Genomic DNA, 24896 nt, shown 5'->3' on the forward strand with positions numbered 1-24896 from the left:
TATAATAAAAGTTATCAGTGCCTGGCACCAGAACCGGTGGGCAGTGTCCGCTATAGGTGGACAAAACAACGAAAGTGTCTTTTTGTGGTGCCTGACACCAAATGGCATTTAAATGGTGTTCAAATGGTATTAACCATGTTTAAAGGAGGGATTGGGTTGAGGAAGTTAGTTGGGGCTGTGCTGGTGTTGCTGCTGTTTGGGGTGGTTTTGTCTGGTTGTAGTAAGGAACCAACGCCACAGGATCGATTCGCGAATTACATATCGTTATGGAATGAGCAGAAGTTTGATAAGATGTATGATTACCTTTCTAATGATGCCAAGAAGAAAATTACCAAAGAAGAATTTACGAACCGCTATCAAAAAATCTACAAAGACCTTCAGATTACTGACCTAAAGATAGACTTTAAAAAGCCAAAAAAAGATAAACTGGCGGAGAAAGAACAGGCCCAATATTCGTTTACCGCTAACATGAACAGCATCGCGGGTCCGATTCAATTCACCCGCAAAGCTAAATTGCAGAAGGAAGAACGGGCCGACAAAAAGAATTGGTATGTCGACTGGGATACTGGGTTCATTTTTCCCAAATTGCAAGAGGGCGATAAGATCGGGATAAATACGATTGCGCCGAAAAGAGGGGAGATTCTGGACCGCAATGACATTGGGCTGGCGGTGAATGGCCAGGTGTACGAGGTCGGCGTTGTGGCCGGAAAAGTGACGGACGATGTGTTGGAGCCGTTATCTGCGCTTTTAAAAATGAGTCCTGAGCAAATCAAAAAGGCGATTAGCGCCAGCTGGGTGAAGCCGGAGCTGTTTGTACCGTTAAAAAGGGTGTCGATGCAGGATGAGGAGCGGATTGCCCAGTTGATTGCACTTGAGCCGGTCCAAACGCGGAAGGTGGATGCACGGATTTATCCATATGACAAGGCTGCCGCGCACCTCATCGGTTATGTTGGGGCGATTACGGCGGACGAGTTGGAAAAGCTCAAAGATAAAGGTTATACAAGCAGTGATATGATTGGAAAAAGAGGGCTCGAGCAAGTGTATGACGAGCAGTTAAAGGGTAAGTCTGGTGTGAAGATTACGATTAACAAGTTGAATGGTGACAAGGAGGTACTTGCTGAAAGGCCGGTAGAGGATGGAAAGAATGTGAAGCTGACAATAGATGTGGATGTTCAGACGGCGATATTTGACCAACTTGGCAAGGAAGCAGGCACGGGGGCGGCTATAAACCCGGTGACGGGGGAAACGCTGGCACTTGTCAGCACGCCATCATTTGACCCGAATCAAGCCATGCTAGGCTTCTCTGCGGACGAATGGAAGGCATTGCAGGAAAACAAGAAACAGCCGCTCTCTACGCGCTTTAAACAAAGCTTCGCGCCGGGATCCGTCATGAAGGCGATCACTGCCGCAGTGGCGTTGGAGAAAGGGTCGATTACGCCGGAGCCAGCGGTGCCAATTTTAGGGAAGAAGTGGCAGAAGGATAAGTCGTGGGGCGGTTATTTTGTGACGCGGGTCCACGCTGGATCGGCCCCGGTTAATTTGGAAAAGGCGTTTGTGTTTAGTGATAACATTTACTTTGCCCAGGCCGCTTTGAAGACGGGAAAAGAGGCGTTCGCAGATGGCCTGAAGAAGTTTGGGTTTGAGGAAGACCTGGCCTTCCCATTCCCGCTCGAAAAATCAACGATTGGTACGCTGGACCGGGAAATTGCGCTGGCAGATTCCGGTTATGGACAAGGGCAGATCCAAATGAGTATTGTTCATTTACTGTCGACGTATACTCCATTTATTAATAATGGCAATATGATTAAGCCAATTCTGTTGGCGGAGGAGCAACAGAGCCAGGTGCTGAAGGAGGCGGTCGTCTCGCCTGAACACGCCGGAGTGATTGCGGCCGATTTACGGAAAGTAGTTAGCGACGCTGCCGGAACGGCTCATTCGGTTGATATGAAGGATTATCCGCTCGCGGGCAAAACAGGAACGGCGGAGATTAAACAGAAGCAAGGTGAAACCGGCACGGAAAACGGCTGGTTTATTGGTTATAACACAAAGTCAACGAATTTAATGGTGGCGATGATGGTTGAGAGTGTCCAAGGCCGCGGCGGTTCACAGGTGCCGGTGAAGAAAGTAAAGAAGGTATTTGAGTTGCTGCGGTAGAATTGGGTGGATGGCAGGTGTCAGGCACCAGGAACTGGGATCGATGGTGTCAGACACCACTCATTACGATTGTGTATGGCTGGGTGTCGGGCCTTGAAGGTTGGCGTCAGGCACCACCATTAGGACTTAAAGTGAAAATTTTTAAGATGACACCTAGGGGGCTAGGTGTTTTTCTTTGATTTTTGCGCCTTGGGATTGAGAGTAACTGTCGACTCCGTTAGTTCACACTCTAACGGCGATTAGCGTGGTTCAGGTAATTGTCTTTCCTTTATTCATTGGAACAGCCTGATTTCAAGATCTAACCCATCTAAAGTTACCATTATTAATCAATCCATGATATTTATTTACAGGAAAAACAATTTATCGGCCAGATTTAGAATTTATCTGCCTCTTTGGTGGATTTATCGGCCAGTTTTTCAATTTATCGGCCACTTTCCTTTTTCCCCCCACAAACGAATGAAAAAGCCAGTAAGATCTCTCCCTCTGGCTCAGTTTTCCGGCCTCCACTGATACTTCTCTAAATCAATAACCCCATTCAAACCAATCTCCACGCCTTCTGCCTCCAACGACAATCGTTGCTCATTGTAAGACTCGTCATCCTTAAGGGCGATTTGCCCCTTAGCGTTGATGACGCGGTGCCAGGGAAGGCGGTACTTCTTGCTCATGGAGTGGAGGGCGCGGACGACTTGGCGGGCTGCACGGGGGCTTCCAGCCAGCTTAGCGATTTGACCATATGTCGCAACCTTGCCTTCGGGAATACTTCGAATAATTTGCACTACATTCTCTGTAAAAGGTGTCATTGTGATCGTCCTTTCAAAAAGCACATATCCAAAAGGTATCAAAGATATAATAATTTTAACAATACTTTTTGATAAAATGGCCCCAATTTATGCAGAGTACTGGCTCCCAAAGCCCCTTTTTAATCCCAATTCCATTCCATATCGCCATTTTTGAATAATTTTTTTATCGACAAATTTCTTGGGAAATAAAAACCGCACTATGGATATTTCCATCCTAAAACCGCATAACCACGCGATTCTAGACCAATTCGAATGACTGTCGAAAAAAAGTAAGAAGTCCAATTATCAAAAAACTTTGAATAACACCTTGTCCCGATTAAGTATTTATAGCATATTCCCGTATCCAAGCTAATAAAATGGTTACAAACCTTTACAAAGAGAGTGTTTGAGGTGAAGAGTCGTTTGAAGTTAGCGGATATTCAGTCGGAGACATGATTATTCATCGTATAGACAGAAGGTAACTTACTTTCTGCCGTTTGGGTGCCTGACACCATCAACGAAAGTGTCCTCCATTAGTGGACAAATGTCTTTTAATGGTGCCTGACACCAAAATTGATGACCAAAATTGACACCACAACGGAAGCAGAATTCGTCGAAGTGATAAGCGGGTCTCATTTCACACTTCTCACATCCAATTTAGGGAGGGCGAGAGTGTGCACGATTACATCAAAGAGAGAACTATCAAGATTGGAAAGTATATCGTGGAGACGAGGAAAACGGTTCGCGTGATTGCGAAGGAGTTTGGCGTATCCAAAAGTACAGTCCATAAGGATCTAACAGAGAGACTTCCTGAGATTAATCCAGAGCTGGCAAACGAGGTTAAAGGTATTTTAGACTATCATAAATCAATTCGTCATCTCCGGGGTGGAGAGGCAACAAAAATGAAATATCAGAAAGAAGAAAAGGAAGGTGAAGCGGTAAAATAAGCCGATATTTCCGGGCAAAACAAGAAAATGTTTTAAAGCATTCTCTAGGAATCCTCCAACCGACATCCATCTGCAAAATTTTACATCTTTTCTTTTCTAAAAGTATGGAAATTTTAATGAGTATGGTACAATATACAATTAGGAAAAGTATGTGGATTCCGTTTTAAGGAGGAAAGAAAAGAGAATGTTTGCAAGAGATATTGGGATAGATTTAGGTACGGCTAACGTGCTAATTCACGTAAAGGGCCGTGGAATCGTATTAAATGAGCCGTCCGTTGTGGCAATTGACAAGAATACAAATCGCGTACTTGCTGTTGGTGAAGAAGCTCGCCGTATGGTTGGTCGGACACCTGGGAACATCGTCGCGATCCGCCCTTTGAAAGATGGCGTGATCGCTGACTTTGATGTGACTGAAGCAATGTTAAAGCATTTTATTAATAAGTTGAACGTAAAAGGCTTTTTATCGAAGCCGCGCATTCTGATTTGCTGCCCAACGAATATTACAAGCGTGGAGCAAAAGGCAATCAAAGAGGCTGCTGAAAAGAGCGGCGGGAAAAAGATTTACTTAGAAGAAGAACCAAAAGTTGCAGCGATTGGTGCGGGAATGGACATTTTCCAACCGAGCGGAAACATGGTAGTGGACATCGGAGGAGGAACGACGGATGTAGCTGTTCTTTCAATGGGCGATATCGTGACTTCTTCCTCCATCAAAATGGCCGGTGACAAGTTCGACATGGAAATCCTCAACTACATTAAGCGCGAATACAAGCTCTTAATCGGTGAGCGCACAGCTGAAAATATTAAAATCAACATCGGGACTGTATTCCCAGGTTCACGCTCGGAAGAAATGGAAATCCGCGGCCGTGACATGGTAAGTGGTCTGCCTCGTACGATCTCAGTTCGTTCTGAAGAAGTAGAAGGCGCATTGCGTGAATCTGTTGCTGTAATCGTTCAGGCAGCAAAAAGCGTACTAGAACGTACTCCACCAGAACTATCAGCTGACATTATCGACCGTGGCGTTATTTTGACAGGCGGCGGCGCATTGCTGCATGGCATCGACATGCTGTTAGCGGACGAATTAAAGGTTCCCGTACTCGTTGCTGAAAATCCAATGGATTGTGTGGCGATTGGAACAGGAATTATGCTTGATAATATCGACAAAATTCCAAATCGGAAGTTTGGATAAGTTTTTTTCAAAAATGGTCCTGGTCCTTCACCTGTGATAAATAGTTATTAAGCAGAAAATTTATTGGTTCTTTCTGGTTATTGTTGTAAGACATCATACCTTATAAGGGCAGAATACAAAAAGTCTAATGAAGCAGGCAGGACAAGCCTTAGTCATTGGGCTTTTTTATTTGAACTTGGAGAAAACGCTATAAAAAAACGACAGAATTTGAGCTAATTCTACCTTTATTGACTATTTCCTGTAAAAAGTTGATGAGTATTTTGAATTTATTTTTTATAATAGAGTAAATGATGGCTAAATAATTTTTATAAAAATAAATCAAATACCCAGCTATACGAGTTGAACACAAAAAATGGTTATAATATGTATAACTCACTGAGTCCGAGGTCTACCATGCAGATAAAAACAAATGGGCGGACTTCAGTTAAAGGGGAATTAACGAATGTCTGTAAATAATCCAAATCAACCATATAGAACACGAGAAGAATACAAGCGGGCCAAATCCGAAGAGCAGCAACGGAAAAAAGACGTGGAGAATCGTTCCAAAGATGAGGCGCGCAGAAAAAAAGACGCGGAGAAACAAGCCAAAGACGAAGTCCGCACAACGAAGGACGCTGAGAACCATACTAAAGGCGAAGCACGTGGAACACAGCCACATAGCAAGGACGAGACACGCCGAACACAAGATGCTGTCCAACTGTCAAAAAACGTGGCAAAACAAACTAAGAATGTGGTGAAAAGTGCACATGATGTTGCAAAACAGTCCAAGAACGTGGCAAGTCGAACAAAGGACGCGGCACAAAACGTGATCAACGCAGCAAAACAGGTTCAAAAAGCTGCAACGCCATCGAAAAAATCCGACAGCTCATCCCGAGGAATAAAGCAAGCGAAAACAAAAGCTCAGCAGCAGGAAAATGGTGGCACTAAACAGAGAAAAGAATCGACAGCAAGTCCAAGTCAAGAGGCCCAAAGGTCGAAGGAAGCTAAGCATGCTTCCGCCACAGGGAAAGAGCATCAAGCAGTGGAGACTGCCCCAGCGAAATATCAACGAGTCCGCATCCGGCTGATTCCGATTTGGCTGAGGCTGGTTCTTTTAGTGGTCTTTGTTTTCCTCAGCATAATAGGTGGTGCAATAGTTGGGTACGGGATGCTTGGCGGCGGAAAAGTATCAGAAGTATTCCAGAAATCCACATGGACACATATCATTGATTTAGTGGACAAAGGAAAATAAATGAGGGAAGGGACGTAAATCCCTTCCTTTTTGTATACCTTAAGTAGTAGAATAGGAAATAAATACTTGTTACTAGTAGGAGGTACTAAACCAATGCTTGATACCGAACAAATCAAAGAAATCATTCCCCATCGCTACCCATTCCTTTTAGTCGACCGCATTCTAGAGGTAGAAGAAGGAAAAAGCGCAGTTGGGATTAAAAACGTCAGCGCCAATGAAGAATTTTTCAATGGCCATTTCCCTGAATATCCAGTCATGCCTGGCGTTTTAATCGTCGAAGCTCTCGCACAAGTCGGGGCTGTCGCTATGTTGAAAAAAGAAGAAAACCGTGGTCGTTTAGCGTTTTTCGCAGGAATTGATGGCTGCCGTTTTAAAAAGCAAGTAAAGCCGGGCGACCAGCTGCGTCTAGAAGTAGAAATCATCCGTCTGCGCGGACCAATCGGTAAAGGTAAAGCCGTTGCAACCGTTGACGGCGAAGTAGCTTGCGAAGCAGAAATCACCTTTGCCTTAGGTGAGAAAAAAGAATAAGCAGAACGAATCGGCCGGAGCGTAATTACCGGTCGTTTTTTATTGTAATAAAATTCTAGCTATCATATAAAAGACATTGGGAACCCTAAAAACAGGCCAAAAAGGTCAAACTATGCTTGGAAGGGGTTCATTCATTTGAAGAAAAGGTTATTTCTTTTGCTCGCAGGTTCCATTTTATCTGCTGTCGTGTTAACCGGCTGTAATAACGACAATGATAATCAAAATCCACCGCCACCGGCTGTTAATAATCCAGCAGATAACAATGTCAATGATAACAATCTCAATGATAATCTCAATAATAACAATCTCAATGATAATGTCGATCATGATAACGACAACATTGATTTAGACAACAAAAACAATCATTATCCATCGACAGAGGACAAAAATACCGACACTGACAAAGATCCAATTAAGGATAGCAACACGAAAAAAGAAGACATAATTGAAGATGATATTGACAGGAAGGACGCAGACAATAAAGACGAGTAATTCACGTCAATAGCAAAAAAGGGGCTGGCGCTTAGCCAGTCCCTTTACACATGATTTATTTATTCGACTTCACTTTTAACTTTGGTTTACTTTTAATCTTTTCTCTAAATTCAGTCAGCAGCGCTGGGCCCTCAAGCCCTTTTTGGAGAAGACTTTCGAGCAGTAGCTCCGAATAATCACTTTTGTTGCGACGGATGGCTCCTTCAAACAAGACGCTTATATGCTTTTCAAATTTATTCAATGAACATATTTTCGTTTGAAAATAAGCAGGAGCATTCTCCTTCTTGGTAATGACAGCTTCGACAATAATGTCGCGATTTTGCTCAGAAATTTTTTTGAAATAATCATAGAGGGACAAATCTGTATACGCCTCAAGCAGCCATGTGGAGCACTCGTCTTCCTTATTAAGAATCAAGCCATCAACTAACGGAACTTCGATTGAAGTGTCATCTTCCACTACATCTAATGAGTACAATTTAAAAGATTTCATCACAACCTCCTGATTTCTTTTTCCTAAATTATAACATAGGTTTGTTGAAAGCAAATGTCGAAAAGTATTTGTCGAAATTTCGAAGATACGTTTTTCCAAAAAACTACATTCCTTTTTTGACAAAAACCCCCTCGAAAAACCGATTATCTAGGAAAATAGGACTTGGTAACGGTCTTTTCCCCGTTTTACAACAAGAACACCAACAGGCTATGCTAAGACCATCAAACAAAGAAGGAGATGAAGGTATGATCAATCAAGTCACACTTGTGGGCAGGTTGACGCGGGATCCGGAGTTAAAAAAGACGACTGAAGGGACGGCGGTGGCCCACATCACCTTAGCTGTGACTCGTCATTTTCGCAACCAAAACGGCGAGGTCGAGGCGGATTTCGTGCAATGCACACTTTGGCGAAGGGCGGCCGAAAATACGTGTCAGTATTGCAAAAAGGGTTCGGTTATTGGGATTACGGGGAAATTGCAGACCCGAAATTACGATAATAAAGAGGGAAAAAGGATATATGTCACCGAGGTAGTCGCGGAAACAGTCCGGTTCCTAAGTTCCAAGCCGCATGCAGCAGAGGCAGAGCCCCAGAAGGAGGAAGTGACCATTGGTGTCTAACGATGAAATGGCCAGAAACCTTGAGCAATTATTGGAAAGCTTAATCAAGATGGTTGGAAATTCAAATAAAAATGTCGACGGCCTCCAAAAAAGAGTCAGCCAGCTGGAATGGATCGTAAAGGAACAGCATCATGAAATCAAGGAAAGAAACAACCTCATCAGAATGTACTCCCCACATCCACACGAATCTTCACAAACTATTCCTTTTCGTTTCTAAGTGATTTTTCAAACACTTTTATTAAAAAAATATCCCCGCAACCCACTTTTTGATAAAAAATCAAAGCCATCTCCGAGGTGATCTCCATTTTTCCGGCAGTTACTTGCCGGACTTTTTTTTGATTGATAGGTTTAAAAATATTCAAGCGGGATATACTAAGAGAAAAACCCCCCTGTTTTTTTTTGAAGCCGCTGAACTCATCAGCGGCTTCTTTGTTGACCTGTTTCCCCTAAAGTTTGTCCTTATGACGTTTACTCACCTTAATCTGGCTAAAAAAGAATCTACATAGAAAGCCTTTCATTTGGGCGGCATGAGATGAAGCTCCAATAAAGCCCTTTTAAAATCAGGTTCTGTCTGAAGGAATTGATTAATAATCATGAGATCCTGATCAGAACTGGCTTCCTTTGCGATGAAGACGGGATTCCTCTGTTTTGGGCTGTAAATGATCGAGCTCTTTTAACAAATACTCCTTATCAACCCGGTAAATTTCCGCAAATCGGATCACAGTTTGATAGTTAGGTATACTTCTTCCCGTTTCATAGCGACTAACGGTTGACCGGTCCATCCTCATCATGTCGGCAAGCGTTTGCTGAGACCAGTTCCGGTTGTCGCGCAGTTTCCTTAATTTTTCCGATAAAGACATCCTTATCACCGCCGTAAAAACAATTCATGTTTTTAACTTAACGGGAAAATGGAACGTTAAGGCTGAATGTGTGAATTATTTGTGAAAATAATGCGCGACTCAGATGAAATAAGATATTGTAGAAACTTGCATTAAAGGAAAATAAAAACTATTGTCGAATAATGATATCTGATGTAAATAATTGTAGTTTATGGAGGTATGTATCTTTGTGGAGAAAAACTCAATAATATTCATTGTCAATCCATCAAGCAGGAAGAAAATGAAAATCAACAGTAAACCAAGCTTTTTTGATGCAGTGCATCTCTCATCTCAGTCGCCCCTAACAAATGTGGATACTCCCTATCAATCAATTCCCTTTAATAAAAGAGCAATTATTCCCATCCATAGTTTTAATTCCGAAATTCATATTACGTGCGAACAACATTCCATACAAATCTATAATGAAAAAAATGATCTAACAGAAAAAGAGGTCTTCGAGTTCCTCACCCATTTTGCTGTTAAAGAAGGAAACAAGGTGTCCTTTTTAGCAGTCTTCCCGAATAACAAAAACAGACTAAAGAACGTCAAAAGCACACGTGTCCTCGCGGAAAGTAAAAAGATCTAAGAGAAAAGTGACGTATAGGGAATATTTGAGGGAAGAATTCCAGCTGATGAAGGTGTTAGGCACCAGAAGATACAGATGACGGTGCCTGACACCATCACAGTCATATAAGAGGATCCGGAATTCATTCGGGACCTTTTTTTATAAAAATCCTGCCCCAAAAAATAGACACTGTTATGACACAGAATTGACACTTTAATGTGTAATATGACAAAAAGTGATGAACATTTAATCTTTTTGTAACATTACTGGTACATTCTTCTGGTATAAATAGATTACTAAGGAAAGGAGAAAGTGTATGCAAACGACAAAAAAGCGTATCATTCTCGTGTTACTTACAATGATATTAACAGTATCGGGTTCTATGGTTACATATGCACAAACAAGCACGGAAGCCCTACATAATGCCAAGCAACAGCTGGAGCAGAAACAAAGAGTAGTAGAGCAAAAGGCGCAAGAAAAGCAGACTGTTAATCAAGAAATTGGAAAAATTCAACAAGAATTGAATGACCTTTACAACGATATTACAAAAAACAAAGAAGCAATGGCCCAAACGCAGCAAAAAATAGATGCAACGAACCAACTCATTGAAAAAAAGAAACAAGATATTGTTGTCCTTGAAGACAAAATCCTGGCCCGTAAAGGGATTATGAAGCAGAGAGCTGTCTCACTTCAACAAACAGATAATATCGATGTCATTATCAACTTATTCTTCGATTCTGATAGTATCACCGATTTTATCCAACGCGCGAGCGCCGTTTCGGCCCTGATGGATGCGGATAAAGATATCTTAGGATCCCAGAAGAAAGACCTTCTGCAGATTGAAGAAGATAAAAAAGAGATTGATAGACAAGAACAAATTTTACTAGAAGATCAAAAAGCGTTGGCGAACCAGCAGCAAACACTTGATCAAAACATGCAAAAAAGACAACAAGCCCTAACCGTTATGCAACAAAAATATAGCCAAATCCTTAAACAAATGGCACTTGCCGAGCAGGAAAAGGCAGGCATTGAATCACAAATGAAAGATATTCAAGCCAAAATCAAACAAGAACAAGATGCGGCGAAGGCACGGACAGTCTCAAAAACCAAACCGGCGGCAACTGAAGAAAACGAAACAAATGTGGCCATAAATGGTAAGGAAATGTATGTGACCGCTACAGCATACAGCCCAGAAGAGTCCGGTAACATTACCGCAGCTGGCTACAACATTGGCAAACATCCAAATATGAAATTGATTGCCGTCGACCCAAGAGTCATTCCACTTGGAAAAAAAGTCTGGGTGGAAGGATATGGCGTTGCCGTCGCAGGCGACACGGGCGGTGCCATTAAAGGCCATAAAATCGACGTATTAATGCCAACCAGATCCAAATGCTTACAATTTGGCAGAAAAACCGTAAAAATCATCGTCTTAGACTAATTCAATCGTTAAAGTAAAGATCTAACAGGAAACTGTTAGGTCTTTTTTTTGAAAGGATTTCCCCCTGACTTCATTGCAGATTTTGCCGTAATCCAATAAAATAATAGTGTCTCAAATTAGAAGAATGAGAGAGGGAGCGGTTCGGTGATTGAATTAAAACTACGTTCGATTTTAAAGCAGGTAAAAAGCGAAAATCCACAAAAGAGATTTGAGGCGCTTGACCAGCTTTTTCAATATAAGCTTGAAGAAGGACTCGAGATTCAAATTGATGTTTTAAAGGATATGATCAAAACGGCGGCGTCAACCTTTCCAGAGCCTGTGGATAATTGGGACAACCCCTCCTTTTATCTTATTGACTTTGTCTGTGATTTTCCGATGCCAGAAGTGGTGGAGGAGCTCCTAAAGCATTTCGACGGTCTTGACCTGCAGGCAAAAGGGCGAGCCATTGAAATGTTGCTAGCAACAGAAGACGAAGATATTTTTTATATGCTCGAGGAAAAAATCGCCGAGTTAATCCAGACCGAAGATTTCCATATTCCGGTTAGCGAGCTAGATCCATATCCGATGCTGGTTAAGGGAATCCTTGATAAAACACTCGACAAACTCAATACCCAGCACTATAAATTGTTACTTTATAGTTTAGTATTATCGCTAAACGACTCTGGCTTGGAAAAGGGCTATAAAAAAGAGGTAATTCTCCCGTCTCTGCTCAAAGATTATCAGGTAGAGAAACAGGAGTATCTGAAATTTGATGCCGATTTTTCAAGCAAATATGTGTACACGGCTTGGAAGGATAGTTATTTTGCCGTGCGTACAAAAATGAAATTATTTATTAGCTTAATGGAATATTATTATTCATCTGAGATCGGCGCTGAGCTGGAGCAGGCAATGACCTTCCGCGATCCGTTAATAAAAACACAGGCCCTGTTGGTATGCGTGGCCAAAAACCTTCCTTATCAACAGAACACTCTCATAGAAGCAGCCGAGCATATTGAAAGTGCAGAAATGGTCTATTGGGAGTTGAAGGAAAGAAATCTAGAGCATCTCTATCCAATTGCTGAAGGAAAGCAGCCGCATTTGGCGAAAACCAGACTCTTTTCGACGATTATCAACCTGCCAGAAGAAGACGAAGGAGACATCCGCTTTCCGGAGGACATTCAGATCATCGATACAGTCGAAACAGAAAATACATATCGCCAGCCGATACGCTATTACCTGCTGAGTTTCCTGCATATCGGGACCCGATATGCGGGCTGGGCAGGCGGCTATGCGCTTGAGGATGGCGACGATACGGCCGAATTATGGGACGGAAGCTATACTGATTTTGTCGAATGGGATTCAGCCAGCATCGAAGAACATAAAGCCGCTTTTTTCAAAAAGAGAGCAGAGGAAAGGGAGGAACATGAAACTAGTGTATATTTTGAAAGTTCGCCACGGCTCAGCCGAGGTGCATGGTTCTTTCTCAGCCTCGCAGTAGTTCATTGGATTAAAGAGGCTCTAACAGGGTTCTCGAAAGAAGGGATTCCTTTCTTATTGGCTCTAACGGTTATCGGAGGAGCTATGTGTCTATATGAACTCACAAAAAATAAGAAAAGAAAAATCGAGATTGTCGGCCTGCAGCTAATGATGGAAGACGGATCTAAGCAGCATACCATCGGCTTGCATGAAATCAAAAAGGTAGAACATAACAAAAAACACGTTCTCATTTACGACAAGAAGAATGAAGTCGCATTTTCATTCCCGCTCCGCTGGGTCCGCTACGAACAGTTTTACGTTCACATGTTGGAGCACACCGACCATCTAAAAGACCGACCTTATATACAATCATAAAAAACATGCCAAAGGCCGCGTCAATGCGGCTTTTGGCGTGCAATGCAATGGTTAATGGTCAATGATGCCTGACACCGAAAACACCATCTATTTAAGATGATCGTTCAAAACATTCTCCTCGAGGACTGAGAACTTATCCCCATATACCCTCTCAATATGATGCTCGCCCCAAGTACAGAGCGAATTCAGAATTCCCTCTAAGCTCCTTCCATATTCACTCAGCTCATACTCGACCTTCGGTGGAATCTGATTATAAATAATCCGATTAATTACGCCATCGTCCTCCAGCTCCCGCAGCTGCTGCGTCAACATCTTCTGCGTAATATTCGGCATCAGCCGCTTCAATTCACTCGTCCGCTTTTTCCCATGCGTCAAATGGCAGAGAATCACACACTTCCATTTCCCACCAATCACCTCCAGCGTCGCCTCGACCGAAATATTATATTTTTTCTTCTCCATTTTCATCGTCCTCCTCATTACACCAAAGGCAGGCACTAAAAAGTACCTATATCACCGAGAGGTACCTATATCACTTTAAAGTGCGTACTTCCTAATATTCTTCATATATCCCATAATAACATTTGCGGGTTGAAAACAATCATACCTGTTTTAATAAATTCACACAAATAAGGAGGAACAATCATGCCTTTAAATAAACAGCAAAGCACATTCGCACTGCTGGCATTAGCCATCAGCGCCTTTGCGATCGGCACCACCGAATTTATCAGCGTCGGCCTGCTGCCGCTCATCGCTCAAGATTTGCACATACCAGTTACCACTGCAGGACTAACCGTCTCCCTATACGCCCTCGGGGTCACATTCGGAGCACCCGTCCTAACATCACTGACATCAAAAATGTCACGAAAAACGCTTTTATTATGGATTATGATTGTCTTCATCATCGGTAACGGAATCGCCGCAAGCGCAACAACCATCAGCGTCCTGCTGGCAGCGCGCGTCATTTCAGCTCTATCACATGGCGTCTTCATGTCAATCGGCTCAACTATCGCCGCCGACCTCGTCCCGGCCAACCGCCGTGCGAGCGCCATCTCAATCATGTTCTCTGGTCTAACCGTCGCAACTGTCACCGGCGTGCCATTTGGAACTTTCATTGGTCAACAATATGGCTGGAGGCTCGCCTTCATCCTCATCGTTATCGTTGGCATCATCGGCTTCATCGCTAACTGGGTTCTCATCCCTTCTTTTTTGAAAAAAGGAACCCAGACTAGCGCTCGAGACCAGGTCAAACTCCTGACCAATGGCCGACTTTTACTTCTATTCGTGATCACGGCCCTTGGATATGGCGGGACATTTGTTGTCTTTACTTATTTGTCACCATTATTACAGGAAATAACCGGATTTAACGAAGGAGCCATCGCCATCATTTTACTCGCATACGGATTGGCGATTGCAGTCGGCAATATGCTTGGCGGGAAGCTCTCGAACCGCAATCCGATTGGATCCTTGTTCTATATGTTTATCGTCCAGGCTGTGGTCCTGTTCGTCTTAATGTTCACGGCACCGTTCAAAATCACGGGTTTAATCACGATTATTTTCATGGGATTGCTCGCTTTTATGAACGTACCGGGGCTGCAGGTATACGTCGTGATCCTAGCAGAACGCTACGTCCCAAGCGCAGTCGATGTCGCATCCGCCATCAACATCGCAGCCTTCAACGCAGGAATCGCCATCGGTTCCTACCTAGGCGGCATCATCACCGACACACTAGGCCTCATCCACACAACATGGATCGGAGCCCTCATGGTCCTCGCTGCAGCCATCCTTACTGGGGTGAGCCGGGCACTCGAGCGAAAAGATTCAGTGGTGTCATCAACAAAGATACCGTCAATGGTGTCATCATCAAAAGTGTAGTCAATGGAGTAGTCAATGGTGTAGTCAAAGGTGTAGTCAAAGGTGTAGTCAAAGGTGTAGTCAAAGGTGTAGTCAATGGTGTAGTCAAAGGTGTAGTCAATGGTGTAGTCAATGGTGTCAGGCACCACAAAAGGACATTTATCCCACTGGGGTGGACATTAAATATATCAACATAACAATTTAACTTAAAACAATTGGAGGTTTTATCAATGATGAACAATTTACAGAGTACTACTACATTAAATAACGGGGTTAAGATGCCATGGTTCGGCCTTGGGGTCTTTAAAGTAGAGGAAGGACCGGAGCTAGTGAATGCGGTGAAAACAGCAATTCAGCATGGCTACCGAAGCATTGACACCGCGGCCATTTATGAAAACGAAGAAGGCGTAGGGCAAGGGATTAGAGAATCAGGCATCGCTAGGGAAGATCTATTCGTAACATCAAAGGTCTGGAATGCCGATCTAGGTTACCAATCAACCCTGGCAGCGTATCAAACAAGCCTAAATAAACTAGGGTTGGAGTACTTAGACCTTTATCTTATTCACTGGCCGGTAGAAGGCAAATACAAAGAGGCGTGGAGAGCATTAGAGACGCTTTACAAAGAAGGTCGTGTGAGAGCGATTGGGGTAAGTAATTTCCAAACTCACCACCTAGAAGAGCTGATGAAGGATGCAGAAATCAAGCCAATGGTAAATCAAGTCGAATACCATCCACGCTTAACCCAAAAAGAAGTTCAAGCATTCTGCAGCGAACATGGCATACAGATGGAAGCTTGGTCACCATTAATGCAAGGTCAATTGTTAGACAATGAAGTGTTGGTGGAAATCGCTGCAAAATACAATAAATCAGTTGCCCAAATCATCTTGCGCTGGGATCTGCAAAACGGTGTCAGCACCATACCAAAATCAACAAAAGAACACCGGATCATCGCAAATTCACAAGTATTCGACTTTGAACTAACACAACAAGACATGCACCAAATCGACCAACTAAACCAAAACCACCGCGTCGGCCCAGACCCCGACAACTTTGACTTTTAAACTTTGGTGTCATTTTCAATTGTGGTGTCAGGCACCATCCGTGGACACTTACCTTAATTTGTCCGTGTACAGTGGACAGGCCAATCTCGCTTTTGAGGTTGGTCTTTTTTATTTACCGCTTTGAGTGTAGTTTTACGCTGGTGGAAATGAGGTGTTGTTACATTTACCCTGAGAAGGAAAAATCCCCACGCTCGGTAAATAAAGGCGCTCACATTTACCTTGAGACAAAGTAATCGCCACGCTCGGTAAATACGTGCCCGTCCATTTCTCAAGTGAGGTTAAATAAATTCTGGACAAAAATTCCAGTGATGTTCACACCTCTTTGCTATAATGATTAGAAAAGCAGCGTAAAGGGGATGGGGAAGGATGACTAATAGCGTTCAGAAAGATAGCTGGAATGCACATTTATATGATGAGAAGCATGCGTTTGTATCGCAGTTTGGCGGGGATTTGGTTGAGCTGCTGTCGCCGCGGGCGGGCGAGCGGATTCTTGATCTTGGGTGCGGAACAGGGGACTTGGCATACAAACTGCATCACCAGGGCGTCGACGTTATGGGCATCGATAAGTCCGAAAACATGGTCCAGCAGGCCCAAAACAAGTACCCGGGTCTTACCTTTCAGGTAGAGGACGCTGTGAACATGACGTACATAAACGAGTTTGATGCTGTTTTTTCTAATGCCACACTGCATTGGGTGAAACCTCCGCAAAAGGCCCTCCAGTCGATCCACGATGCCTTAAAGCCAGGGGGGAGATTTGTGGCTGAATTCGGTGGAAAAGGGAATGTCCAAACCATTACCGATGAAATCATCCGACAATTAGGGAACCATTATCAACCCGAGCAATTTCCTTGGTATTACCCAAGCGTAGCTGAATACACCACCTTAATGGAACAAGTCGGATTTCGCGTCACGCACGCCCAGCATTTTGATCGGCCGACCCCTTTAACCGGAGAACAAGGCTTAAGAAACTGGATTGAGATGTTTGCCACCAGTCTGTTCGAAGGCATAACCGTAGAAAAAAGAGAGTCGATCCTCACGACAGTAGAAAAAAACGTAAGGGGAGCTTTATACCACGACGGTGAGTGGCTGGCGGATTATAAGCGGATTCGTGTGGTGGGGATAAAAGAGTAAGAACAGGGGCCTGCTAAGGTCCTTTTTTGTTGGAAAATTGGATATTTATGTTAAAATGAAAGTATCTTAGTACGTGTATTCAGGAGGCAGCAATGGGATCTCTTTCGAAAAATAAATATCTTTGGTTCAGCAACATCCTCACTTTAGTGGTTGGCTCAAATCTATTAATCTATCGCCTGGAAAGTTTAGGACCACTGCCAACGGGCATGGCCTTAGGCACCCTTTTTGATTGCATCATTACCATACCGATACTCGTGTATTTCTTCATCCTAAGAAAACGTTACTCCCTAAAATATATTCTCCCTGTCATGATTGCGGGATATGGCGCTGCAGTCCTCATCATTCCACACGGTCTGCTGTCAGCTTATTCCTTTGTAAAATATATCTTATTTGCAGGCGAGGGAGCCTTTTTCCTGCTCGAGCTTTATGTCGTTTTCAAGCTCATGGCCACACTTCCAAAAATCATCAGGAGCTACCGCACAAACGAAGCCGACATTCCGGCCTTTCCCTATCGAATGAAGCAAGCATGGAAGCAGCATCTAAAACCATCCCGGGTTCAAGAAATCTTTTTCACCGATATGACGATGTATTATTACAGTTTATTTTCTTGGCGGAAAAAACCGATGTTACCGGATGAACGGATGTACACCTGCCATAAAAAAACCGGAACCATCACGCTTTACGTCATGCTGATCCACGCCTTAGTGTTGGAATCGGTCGGTTTTCATTTTCTCCTGCATTCATGGAGTCCGCTGATATCCATCATCGTACTCGTATTGAATGTGATTACCTTGTTATTTTTCCTAGCAGAAATTCAAGCGATCCGGCATTGCCCGATTATAATCACGGACAGCTATTTATACCTGCAGATTGGGATTGGAAAACAGCTCCTCGTGCCGCTTGAGGAAATTAAAAGTATTCATCCTTACAATGGCCCTGAAAAATTAAAAAAAGAAGAATCAAAACAAATTTTCGATGCGGTCCTTGCTGATTTTTTCAAAGAAAAGCCGACATTTGAAGTGGAGTTCTATCATCCTGTCGAAGCTTGGTTTATGTATGGATTTAAGAAAAAAGTGACCAAAGCCCATCTCCGCCTAGATGAACCACAAAAATTCTATCATGCGCTCACAGCAAAAATCCTTAAGGACGATCACAAGGAGGACCTACTGAAATGATAGCCACACAATATAAGATTAATTTACCAAGTGATTATGATATGAATATCATCAGAGACAGAGTCCGAAAGAATGGTCATAAAACAGACGGATTTGAGGAGCTGAAATTTAAACTATATTTGATAACGGAAAAAGGAGTCCATCAAAATGTTCAAAATAGCTATTGCCCATTGTATCTTTGGAAAGGCAGCAACGGGTTAAACAAGTTTTTATTTAACGGATTTTATGACAATATCATAAGCTCGTTTGGATGGCAGCGGGTCCATGTCGGAATTCCACTCATTGATACCACGACTTCTAAAATCAAAGAGAGTAAATATTTATTTCAAATCACAAGAAGCATACAGCCACAAGAAAGCCTCAATAACTTAAAAGAGAAAATAGCGGAAGAGATACCAACGATTGATCAGGCCGAATATATCGTGATTTATAATCCGGAAAATTGGGAGTACGAGGTGTTTTACTTTTTAAATGATGTAAGCAGTGTAAAAGAGATGAGTGGTGTAATCTATACCATCCTCCATATCTCACAAGTGTAAAAAACTTTTTATTTTAAAATAATTATTTTCGCAAACCAAAGCCTTACTCATCTCAAGAAACTGGGTAAATGCTTTGGTTTTTGTGTGTTCTTTGGGTCTTGTGGAAGGACTTCTCAGTTGCTACATGCTTTAAAAATATTAGAAATTATCATATAATAGTAGATATACTAATCTGTCAATAATTGTATTCACTGTGAAATGGTTATAAAAGAGACAGAAAAGGTGTGTGACTAGGTCGCTCCTGCATCTTTTCTGCAAATTTTAGTAGAAAAGGTTGGTAATTATGATCAGCAAAGAAACTAAAACAGACGTTATTTTAATTGGCGCCGGAATTATGAGTGCAACTTTAGGGACACTTTTGAAAGAATTAGTACCGGAATGGGAAATTACAGTGTTTGAGAAGCTCGATAACGCAGGAGAGGAAAGCTCTAACGAATGGAATAATGCGGGAACGGGGCATGCGGCACTGTGTGAGCTTAACTACACGGTCGAAAAACCGGATGGATCTTTAGATATTAGTAAAGCGATAAAAATTAATGAACAGTTTCAGGTTTCAATGCAGTTTTGGTCTTATCTTGTAAACAGGAAGTTGATACAAAATCCACAGGACTTTATCATGCCGCTACCTCATATGAGTTTAGTACATGGGGAGCAGGATGTAGCTTTTTTAAAGAAACGTTTTGAAGCGCTATCAAATAATCCACTTTTTCAAGGGATGGAATTTTCCGATGATCCGAAGAAACTGATGGAATGGATTCCACTTGTTCTCCAAGACCGTTCATCGGATGAACCGATAGCGGCAACCAAAGTGGACACTGGAACAGATGTCAATTTTGGAGCTTTAACACGGATCTTGTTTGACCACTTAGGAAATAAAAATGTCCAAATAAACTATAATCATAGTGTTAATGATATCAAACGTACTAACGATGGATTGTGGGAATTGAAGGTACAGAATCAATTTAGCGGCACCGTTGAACGCGCTACGGCAAAATTCGTGTTTATCGGTGGCGGTGGAGGAAGTCTGCATTTACTGCAAAAATCCGATATTCCTGAAGGAAAACATATTGGGGGATTTCCGGTAAGCGGAATATTTATGGTGTGTAACAATCCAAATGTTGTAGCGCAGCACAATGCCAAAGTATACGGCAAAGCGAAGGTTGGTGCTCCGCCAATGTCTGTACCTCACCTTGACACAAGATATATCGACAATAAAAAATCCTTGCTATTTGGACCATTTGCTGGCTTCTCACCAAAATTCTTAAAAATGGGTTCGATGTTCGATTTAGTCACTTCCGTAAAACCAAATAATGTCTTAACGATGCTGGCAGCAGGCGCAAAAGAGATGTCATTGACTAAATACCTGATTCAGCAAGTGATGTTATCGAAAGAACAGCGAATGGAAGAGTTACGCGAGTTTATTCCGAACGCCCAAAGCGATGATTGGGATTTAGTAGTCGCAGGCCAACGTGTACAGGTAATCAAAGATACGGAAGCTGGTGGCAAAGGAACGCTTCAATTTGGTACGGAAGTGATTACAGCCGCTGATGGCTCGATCGCAGCATTACTAGGCGCTTCTCCAGGTGCTTCAACTGCCGTTCACGTAATGCTGGAAATAATCAAAAAATGCTTCCCAGAACATATAAATGAGTGGGAATCAAAAATCAAAGAAATGATTCCTTCTTATGGCGAATCACTAATGGAAAACCCGTGGCTTCTGAACGAAATTCATACTTCAACAGCGGAGACACTTGGTCTAAGCCAAAAAGAAAAAGAAAAAGAACTGGTCTTTAATTAATTCTAAAGGGTGTTTTTGTAGTACAAGGAACCAGATTATCATCAAATGCAAAACCTCGCCTTTTTGAGGAGAGGTTTTGCATTTTTATTTGCCAATAACAATGTCAAACCATTTGTCACCGGCTGATGTGTTTCTCGCCCGAAACGAATTTTGTTAGAAAATGACAGGTTCCGTTTTGTTTACTTATTATGACTTTTTTGAGCTTTTAATGCTACTTTTTCAAACCCATTTCCTCGTTCTTCCGCAAACTCTAAATCTGCTTTAGGCAGAGCGGTATTATGTTTCTTAAATTGGTTATTCCTATTCTTTGTCATTTTTTCACCACCCATGTTGTTGTTACTTCAAGGATGCCAATTAGTATGTGTTTGGCACCTCACAATTTTAGTTTGCTTTCTTTTTTGGCGGCTATCCAATTTGAATTCTCATTTAACTGAACAGATTATGGCTGGACTTAAAATAGAAAAAAGAAGCCCTCATATAGTCAGAAGGCTCCCTTGAAGAAGAGTGGATTAATGGACACGGATGATTTCAGAAATATTTTCATCATGATGGACCCTGGTATGTTTTGATTCAAGTCGCTCAAATTCTTCGATTTCATCAAACGCCCCGCTAAACAACCAGTTTTTTAGTTCAAATAAAAAATCCGTAAGCATGATCATTTCCTCCCTGTAGTGGGTTATTGAAATCCTTATGCCACTATTATACATGTGAATCACTTCACATAAAAGCGTTTACAAAATAGGCGAAATAGCAAAATTATACAGAAAAATGAGAGAGATTGGTCAGTTATTTAGTGGTCGCTGACAACACAAATCCTAACAAAAAAAGGATAAAACCAAAACAGTTTTATCCCTTCTGATCGTTCTCTTTTGGTGGTGCCTGACACCATGGAATGTCCTTTCCATGTGGACAAATGGTGTGCAGTGTCCACGGATGGTGCCTGACACCATCCATGGACACCATTAACATCACTAACACTATCACAATACTCCAAAACCAACCCCATCACCCCAGATACACCAAATCCTTCAGCTCGTCGGTGGATAGTTCGGTAATCCAGTTTTCACTTTGGATGATTTGGTCATTCAGGAATTGCTTTTTCTCGAGCATTGCGTCGATTTTCTCCTCGAGTGTACCCGTGCAAATCATCTTGTGAACATGAACGAAGCGCGACTGGCCGATGCGGTAGGCACGGTCAGTGGCCTGGTTCTCAACAGCCGGATTCCACCAGCGGTCGTAGTGGATGACGTGATTGGCCGCCGTCAGATTCAGCCCGGTCCCGCCGGCTTTCAAGGACAGCAAGAACACCGGGAACTCCTGATTCTGGAACTGCTCAATCATCTCATCACGCTTCGCTTTCGGTACACTTCCGTTCAAGAATGGTACCTCAATGCCAAATTTCTTCTTCAATGTACTTCGAATCATTTCGCCCATCTCGATATATTGGGTGAAAATCAGACAGCTTTCGCCCTGTTCCAAAACCGCATCAATCAACTCGACAAGTTTCTCCAACTTATTCGAACGATCCAACAGTTCGCGTCCAACCGACTTTTCCTTTAGATAAAGGGCAGGGTGATTGCACAACTGCTTCAAGCGGCTGAGCATTTGCAAAATTAACCCTTTCCGCTCAAAGCCAGACAGTTTTTCAATTTCCGCAAAGGTATCATGGATGAGCTGCTCGTATAACGATGCCTGTTCAGCCGTGAGCGGACAATATTCCTTTTGCTCCAGCTTGTCAGGCAGGTTAAGAGCAACTTCTTCATCCTTTTTCGTACGGCGCAGCAGGAACGGCCGAATCAACGATTGAAGCTGCTGCACTTTTTCCTTTTTCTCATCTTTTTCGATCGGTATCACGAACTTTTTCTGGAATTGCCCCAAGCTGCCAAGATATCCGTGATTGGTAAAATCAAAAATCGACCACAACTCTGATAAGCGGTTTTCCATCGGCGTCCCAGTCAGCGCAATGTGGTGGCGTCCGCGCAATCTGCGTACCGCCTTCGACTGCTTCGTCTGGGCATTTTTAATGTTCTGCGCTTCATCGATCGCAATGGAACTCCAAATCAACGATTCGAATTCCGCCAAATCAATATGGCTTAGCCCATACGAAGTCAAAACAATATCGGCATCTTTAGCCTTTTCGGCAAAGGCTTCCTCTTTCAAACGGTTCGACCCGTAATGCAGGTACACCTTCATCTCAGGCGCGAAGCGCTCGATCTCCTTCTGCCAGTTACCAAGCACGGAGGTCGGACAGATAATCAGCGCCGCCTTCGTCGGGACCTTAGCAGCCGGCATTACGTCTTCATCCTTTTTACGGCGCTTTTTCACCTTATTTTCGGTGTCAGGCACCAAGGCAGCCAACTCATCCCCAACAATTTCTTTTACCTTCAATAAATAGGAGATAAGCTGCACTGTTTTCCCAAGCCCCATGTCATCAGCGAGGGTTGCGCCAAATCCGTACTGACGCAAGAACCAGAGCCAGCTCATGCCAAGCTGCTGGTAGGGCCGGAGTTCTCCCTGCAATCCAGAAGGCACAGCCTCCAGCGGTATTTCGTGCACCTCTGACAACTGCTTAATCATCTGCTTCCACTGGCGGTTCAACTCAATTTGAATTTTGGCAAATGCCTTTGGATTATCGAGCTCATCTTCGGTTTCTTCCGACTCCATCAGTTCCTGCTCGAGCAAGTCGCGGACGTGCAAGCCTTCCTTTTCGGCCCGTTTCATCATATCCTGAATATGTCGAATAAACTGCGGATCCAGCTTCACCCACCGGCCGCGAATGAAGACAAGCCGTCTTTTTTCCTCGACAAGTTTCCCAAACTCATCCTCGGACAAGTCGACACCATTCATCGAAAAGCGCCAGTTAAAATCCAGCATGGCCTGGAGCCCAACAAAGGACGGCCGGTGGCTCGAGGTGCCTTTTAGGGCCGCCTTCACCTTCAAATTGGCATTTTTCATTGCCTGCCACCAAGAAGGGAGGAGGATTTCAACATCCAGGGCTACAAGCGTTTCACTCGCCTCCGTCAAAAACATCCACGCATCTTCCTCACTTAGATGCGTTTTGAATAAGCCGTCTTCACCTAGCCAAGGAATCAAGCGGACCCAGCGTTCCCGCTCACGGTCGACCTTTTCCAAAAATGGCCGCCACTTGACCGGGATTTTGGCAGAACCTTCGACATCATAAGTCTCATCCACATTTTTCTTTCCTCGTATAAATAAATCCAGGCTCCACGCACCTTCGCCATCTGGCGGTTCATCTAGACGGAGCCCAATCGTAAACGGGGTGTCGTTTTCCTTGATCCCGACCCATTCTAGCCAGCTTTCTTCATCAAAATAACGAGCCAGTTCACTGCCGGAAATATTTTGCTTCCGAAGCAAGTCGAGTTTCGGTCCGAACAACTCCTTCATCGCGGCATTCCGAGTCAAGTAGCCGTCAAGGGCACCGTTGTACAAGTCAGAAATATACTTTTTGGTGGTTTCTAGGTCACCATCCGTCGAATCATAAATGGCGGGCTCTTCAATCATTTGTTCCCAAAACGATGGATCAAACTCATCCTTGACACGCTCAGGAAGCTTCCAGCGAAAATCGCCGTGTTCCCAGACCGAAAAGTCCGGCAGCCAATCTTTTTCGAGGATTCCCTCATAAAGCGCATGGGCGGCGGCCAGACAAATCTCGGATTGTTCATTCCAATCCCATTCGATAAAGCGATTAAACGACTCCTTGGCAAAAAGTGAGACCAGATGCCAACTGCTCACAACTACACCTTCGACGCCATCCACGGATTCCGTCTCAAGGAGCGTTCCAAAGAAGCTTTCCTCGTGATTGCTGAAAACGAGGTTCTTCCACCTAAATGGGCTCATCACATGACCTCGTTCATCTTCAGCAGTAAGAAGAAAACGACCTTCCCCGATTTTAGTTGTCAGCAATTTCATAAACCTTGTTTTAAGCATCGATACAAAACTCCTTTAAGTGGGGGAGAGAACACTAGAGGCTGTTTATTAGCCTGTTGGTTTCCAAATAATGTCTAATTGCACAAAACCCCTTAAAAATGGCATAAAACCTATAAAAAATGGCACAAAAGAGTCAAGTCCTATATTTTGTGTAAATTGTATTTCCTATGGTTACAATGTTTTTCAGCTTTTATGAATTTTGATGGTTTGGAAGGGGGTACCCCCTTCCAAACCATCAAAATTTCGCGCGCTTCGCGC

26 protein-coding genes are annotated in these 24896 nt (G+C 43.2%); 18 read left to right on the forward strand and 8 right to left on the reverse strand.

All coding sequences use genetic code 11. From position 1 onward, the window contains the following. Positions 1–156 precede the first annotated feature (156 nt). Both KW850_RS08225 and KW850_RS08230 read left to right on the forward strand, forming a co-directional pair. Positions 157–2154, forward strand: coding sequence for a penicillin-binding transpeptidase domain-containing protein (locus tag KW850_RS08225; RefSeq protein ID WP_218347072.1), 1998 nt, complete (start codon positions 157–159; stop codon positions 2152–2154). A 17-nt stretch (positions 2155–2171) separates the two neighbouring features. After that, on the forward strand, positions 2172–2333 hold the full coding sequence (locus KW850_RS08230; RefSeq protein ID WP_218347073.1) for a hypothetical protein: 162 nt from the start codon (positions 2172–2174) through the stop codon (positions 2331–2333). 309 nt (positions 2334–2642) lie between these two features. Here KW850_RS08230 and KW850_RS08235 read toward each other — a convergent pair whose 3' ends face one another. After that, positions 2643–2954, reverse strand: a complete 312-nt coding sequence (locus KW850_RS08235) for an MGMT family protein (protein ID WP_218347074.1) — start codon at positions 2952–2954, stop codon at positions 2643–2645. 653 nt (positions 2955–3607) lie between these two features. Between KW850_RS08235 and spoIIID the strand changes: the two genes are divergently transcribed. From spoIIID to KW850_RS08260, 5 genes are all read left to right on the forward strand, one after another. Continuing rightward, positions 3608–3880 (forward strand): sporulation transcriptional regulator SpoIIID, encoded by a 273-nt coding sequence (gene spoIIID / locus KW850_RS08240; protein WP_026568271.1) that lies wholly within the window; start codon positions 3608–3610, stop codon positions 3878–3880. Positions 3881–4064: 184 nt separating this feature from the next. Beyond that, the gene (gene mreB / locus KW850_RS08245) at positions 4065–5066 is read left to right on the forward strand and encodes a rod shape-determining protein (protein ID WP_218347075.1); all 1002 of its coding nucleotides are present in this window, start codon (positions 4065–4067) and stop codon (positions 5064–5066) included. A gap of 442 nt (positions 5067–5508) precedes the next feature. Then, complete coding sequence (locus KW850_RS08250; RefSeq protein ID WP_218347076.1) at positions 5509–6297, forward strand: DNA-directed RNA polymerase subunit beta; 789 nt, start codon at positions 5509–5511, stop codon at positions 6295–6297. 93 nt (positions 6298–6390) lie between these two features. Then, positions 6391–6825, forward strand: a complete 435-nt coding sequence (fabZ, locus tag KW850_RS08255; RefSeq protein WP_218347077.1) for a 3-hydroxyacyl-ACP dehydratase FabZ — start codon at positions 6391–6393, stop codon at positions 6823–6825. Between the two features lie 135 nt (positions 6826–6960). After that, complete coding sequence (locus tag KW850_RS08260; RefSeq protein ID WP_218347078.1) at positions 6961–7317, forward strand: hypothetical protein; 357 nt, start codon at positions 6961–6963, stop codon at positions 7315–7317. Between the two features lie 55 nt (positions 7318–7372). Here the strand turns inward: KW850_RS08260 and KW850_RS08265 are convergent, their stop codons facing one another. Beyond that, positions 7373–7807 (reverse strand): YwpF-like family protein, encoded by a 435-nt coding sequence (locus tag KW850_RS08265; RefSeq protein ID WP_218347079.1) that lies wholly within the window; start codon positions 7805–7807, stop codon positions 7373–7375. A 245-nt stretch (positions 7808–8052) separates the two neighbouring features. Here KW850_RS08265 and ssb point away from each other — a divergent pair, with 245 nt between their 5' ends. Further along, positions 8053–8424 carry a single-stranded DNA-binding protein gene (gene ssb, locus KW850_RS08270; protein ID WP_218347108.1) on the forward strand — a complete coding sequence of 124 codons (372 nt, stop codon included), beginning with the start codon at positions 8053–8055 and terminating at the stop codon, positions 8422–8424. Then, on the forward strand, positions 8414–8641 hold the full coding sequence (locus KW850_RS08275; protein WP_218347080.1) for a hypothetical protein: 228 nt from the start codon (positions 8414–8416) through the stop codon (positions 8639–8641). The genes ssb and KW850_RS08275 overlap by 11 nt, the downstream gene beginning before the upstream one ends. A gap of 388 nt (positions 8642–9029) precedes the next feature. On the opposite strand, the gene KW850_RS08280 is transcribed toward KW850_RS08275, so the two are convergent. Then, positions 9030–9284 (reverse strand): helix-turn-helix domain-containing protein, encoded by a 255-nt coding sequence (locus tag KW850_RS08280; RefSeq protein ID WP_218347081.1) that lies wholly within the window; start codon positions 9282–9284, stop codon positions 9030–9032. Between the two features lie 208 nt (positions 9285–9492). On the opposite strand from KW850_RS08280, the gene KW850_RS08285 reads away from it, so the two are divergent. From KW850_RS08285 to KW850_RS08295, 3 genes are all read left to right on the forward strand, one after another. Beyond that, on the forward strand, positions 9493–9888 hold the full coding sequence (locus tag KW850_RS08285; protein ID WP_218347082.1) for a hypothetical protein: 396 nt from the start codon (positions 9493–9495) through the stop codon (positions 9886–9888). Positions 9889–10183: 295 nt separating this feature from the next. Further along, positions 10184–11305, forward strand: coding sequence for a 3D domain-containing protein (locus tag KW850_RS08290; protein WP_218347083.1), 1122 nt, complete (start codon positions 10184–10186; stop codon positions 11303–11305). A gap of 144 nt (positions 11306–11449) precedes the next feature. Further along, positions 11450–13135, forward strand: coding sequence for a hypothetical protein (locus KW850_RS08295; RefSeq protein WP_218347084.1), 1686 nt, complete (start codon positions 11450–11452; stop codon positions 13133–13135). An 87-nt stretch (positions 13136–13222) separates the two neighbouring features. On the opposite strand, the gene KW850_RS08300 is transcribed toward KW850_RS08295, so the two are convergent. Further along, positions 13223–13594, reverse strand: a complete 372-nt coding sequence (locus KW850_RS08300) for a winged helix-turn-helix transcriptional regulator (RefSeq protein ID WP_218347085.1) — start codon at positions 13592–13594, stop codon at positions 13223–13225. 183 nt (positions 13595–13777) lie between these two features. Here KW850_RS08300 and KW850_RS08305 point away from each other — a divergent pair, with 183 nt between their 5' ends. The 6 genes from KW850_RS08305 (at position 13778) to KW850_RS08330 (ending at position 20690) form a co-directional block, all read left to right on the forward strand. Continuing rightward, the gene (locus KW850_RS08305; protein ID WP_218347086.1) at positions 13778–15007 is read left to right on the forward strand and encodes an MFS transporter; all 1230 of its coding nucleotides are present in this window, start codon (positions 13778–13780) and stop codon (positions 15005–15007) included. A 209-nt stretch (positions 15008–15216) separates the two neighbouring features. After that, positions 15217–16047: an aldo/keto reductase gene (locus KW850_RS08310; RefSeq protein ID WP_218347087.1), complete on the forward strand. Its 831-nt coding sequence runs from the start codon at positions 15217–15219 to the stop codon at positions 16045–16047. 366 nt (positions 16048–16413) lie between these two features. After that, a complete protein-coding gene (locus KW850_RS08315; RefSeq protein WP_218347088.1) occupies positions 16414–17178 on the forward strand; it encodes a class I SAM-dependent methyltransferase in 765 nt (254 codons plus the stop codon). Positions 17179–17270: 92 nt separating this feature from the next. Further along, positions 17271–18353 carry a hypothetical protein gene (locus tag KW850_RS08320; protein ID WP_218347089.1) on the forward strand — a complete coding sequence of 361 codons (1083 nt, stop codon included), beginning with the start codon at positions 17271–17273 and terminating at the stop codon, positions 18351–18353. Continuing rightward, a complete protein-coding gene (locus KW850_RS08325) occupies positions 18350–18892 on the forward strand; it encodes a DUF4865 family protein (protein WP_218347090.1) in 543 nt (180 codons plus the stop codon). Before KW850_RS08320 ends, KW850_RS08325 begins: the two co-directional genes overlap by 4 nt. 283 nt (positions 18893–19175) lie before the next feature. Then, complete coding sequence (locus tag KW850_RS08330) at positions 19176–20690, forward strand: malate:quinone oxidoreductase (RefSeq protein ID WP_218347091.1); 1515 nt, start codon at positions 19176–19178, stop codon at positions 20688–20690. 179 nt (positions 20691–20869) lie between these two features. On the opposite strand, the gene KW850_RS33230 is transcribed toward KW850_RS08330, so the two are convergent. The 4 genes from KW850_RS33230 to KW850_RS08340 all read right to left on the reverse strand — a co-directional run bounded on the left by KW850_RS33230 (position 20870) and on the right by KW850_RS08340 (position 24638). Next, positions 20870–21004 (reverse strand): hypothetical protein, encoded by a 135-nt coding sequence (locus KW850_RS33230; RefSeq protein ID WP_256358138.1) that lies wholly within the window; start codon positions 21002–21004, stop codon positions 20870–20872. 195 nt (positions 21005–21199) lie between these two features. Beyond that, positions 21200–21343, reverse strand: a complete 144-nt coding sequence (locus KW850_RS08335) for a hypothetical protein (RefSeq protein ID WP_218347092.1) — start codon at positions 21341–21343, stop codon at positions 21200–21202. A gap of 193 nt (positions 21344–21536) precedes the next feature. Continuing rightward, the gene (locus tag KW850_RS33235) at positions 21537–21668 is read right to left on the reverse strand and encodes a hypothetical protein (RefSeq protein WP_256358139.1); all 132 of its coding nucleotides are present in this window, start codon (positions 21666–21668) and stop codon (positions 21537–21539) included. Between the two features lie 27 nt (positions 21669–21695). After that, positions 21696–24638, reverse strand: coding sequence for a DEAD/DEAH box helicase (locus KW850_RS08340; RefSeq protein ID WP_218347093.1), 2943 nt, complete (start codon positions 24636–24638; stop codon positions 21696–21698). Positions 24639–24896 lie beyond the last annotated feature (258 nt).

The sequence above is a fragment of the Bacillus sp. sid0103 genome, assembly GCF_019219025.1.